Genomic DNA, 2,105 nt, shown 5'->3' on the forward strand with positions numbered 1-2,105 from the left:
AAATGCAAAGCTAATAATATCGAATTGAACCGTAAAGTTCTTGCCGATTTAGCGATGAATCACCCAGTAGCTTTCAAAGCCATACTTAATAAAGTAAAATAAACGTTTTATCAACTCAATTTAAGATTACTTACTTATAGAGAAGCCCAGTCGAAAGATTGGGTTTTTTTGTCAATAGTAAATCAAAAAAAAACATTAGTAGTTTCTATTTACTTCATTTTTTTATTGTAATCCCATTTACTCCATTTATGGTTTTTCTCAACTAAAAAAAAGCTTTAGCAATAATGCCTTACTGTCCTTGCAGTATCGTCTCTTCTAAAATATTTGTTAATAACTTTTTGCAATTAATTTCTTAAACATTTTGTTAAAACGGTTACTTTTTATTGATTTGCATTGTTGATTTTGTAAAGAACTGCAGATTTAGAAGTAATGGCTGGTAACAAATAAAAGTCGACGCCTAAAACAAGAAACCATATAAATAAAACAAGCAATTATGCAAATAAAAATTACCTTTTTAGCTATTTTATGTAGCGTATTCTCTTTTGGGCAAGTGGGAACCATCTTCACAGCGGGTGGCATTAAATACAAAATAACGGCCGCAACAACAGTTGAAGTTACGCAAAATCCAACATCAATTGCAGGAGCTATTGTGATTCCTGAAACTGTTTCTTATAATAGTGGTAATTATTCGGTAACGGTTATCGGCGAAAAAGCATTTCAAGGTTGTACGAGTTTAACTTCAATAACAATTCCCAACTCGGCAACAAGTATTGGTACACAGGCATTTTGGCTTTGTGTAGGTTTATCTACAATAATTATTCCAAGCTCGGTAACGAGTATTGGAGATAATGCATTTAGACAATGTTCTTTGTTATCTGTGGTCAATATACCCAATGCAGTAACAAATATTGGCGCTAGTGCATTTCAATCTTGTGGAACATTAATTTCCATCACTATCCCGGACTCGGTAACTAATATTGGTAGGAGTGCATTTTCAAGTTGTTCAAGTTTAACTTCGGTTTCTATTCCCAATTCTTTAACAAGTATTAGTGACAGTGTATTCGCAGACTGCAAAAGTTTAATTTCGATTACGATCCCCAACTCGATTACGAGTATAGGTACTACCGCATTTTTAAGATGTTCAGGTTTAACTTCGGTTAGTATGTCAACCTCTATTACAAACATTGGTAATTATGCATTTGCACGTTGTTCAGGTTTAGTTTCGGTTACAATCCCCACCTCGGTAACAAGCTTAGGTTTTGGTGCATTTTCAGATTGCTCGGGTTTAACTTCGGTTGTTATCTCCAACTCGATTACGAACATTAGTAATTATGCATTTGCAAGTTGTTCAGGTTTAGTTTCGGTTTCAGTCCCCACCTCGGTAACAAGTATTGGTATTGGTGCATTTTCAAGTTGTTCAGGTTTAACATCGATTACTATTCCAAGTTCTTTAACCGCAATAGGAGATTCTGCGTTTGCTAATTGTACCAGTTTAAAGGAGGTATCGGTAAATTGGACAACGCCAATTGCTATTAATGCTAATGTTTTCGAAAATATAACTTTTGCTTCTGTTGCATTAAATGTACCATCCGGAACAGAAGCAGCCTATAAAGCTGCAAATGTTTGGAAAGAATTTAAAGTGGAAACCGCTTTAAACTTAAATAATTTTTCGGTACAAAATGATGTAAAATTTTATCCAAACCCCGCGCAATCTCAAATCAAGTTCAGTCAAGAAATGAATACTCTTGAAGTTTTTGACGTTGCAGGCAAAAAAGTAAAAACATTACAAAATCCTAGTGCCACTTATGATGTTTCTACCTTACAAAAAGGGGTTTATATCCTAAAAGGAAATACAACGGATGGAAAAAGTATTAATGAAAAGTTAGTTAAGGAGTAGTACATAACTACAACCACAATGCGAGCTTTGTGGATTCAACGTATCAGCGCTGGAGCCAGATTAGAACGAATGTCTTATTCACAATTCATCGGGAAATGCAAAGCTAATAATATCGAATTGAACCGTAAAGTTCTTGCCGATTTAGCGATGAATCACCCAGTAGCTTTCAAAGCCATACTTAATAAAGTAAAATAAACGTTTTATCAAC

The 2,105-nt window shown here is 34.3% G+C and carries 1 protein-coding gene and 2 pseudogenes; all 3 read left to right on the forward strand.

The features are described 5' to 3' along the window. A pseudogene (locus tag RMO83_RS00985) lies at positions 1 to 102 on the forward strand (50S ribosomal protein L20); the annotation flags it as partial. 391 nt (positions 103 to 493) lie between these two features. After that, the gene (locus RMO83_RS00990) at positions 494 to 1,897 is read left to right on the forward strand and encodes a leucine-rich repeat domain-containing protein (protein WP_310557806.1); all 1,404 of its coding nucleotides are present in this window, start codon (positions 494 to 496) and stop codon (positions 1,895 to 1,897) included. A gap of 15 nt (positions 1,898 to 1,912) precedes the next feature. Further along, positions 1,913 to 2,092: pseudogene (gene rplT, locus RMO83_RS00995) on the forward strand (50S ribosomal protein L20); the annotation flags it as partial. Between the last annotated feature and the right edge of the window lie 13 nt (positions 2,093 to 2,105).

It is taken from the genome of Flavobacterium sp., from assembly GCF_031423415.1.
Taxonomy (GTDB): domain Bacteria; phylum Bacteroidota; class Bacteroidia; order Flavobacteriales; family Flavobacteriaceae; genus Flavobacterium.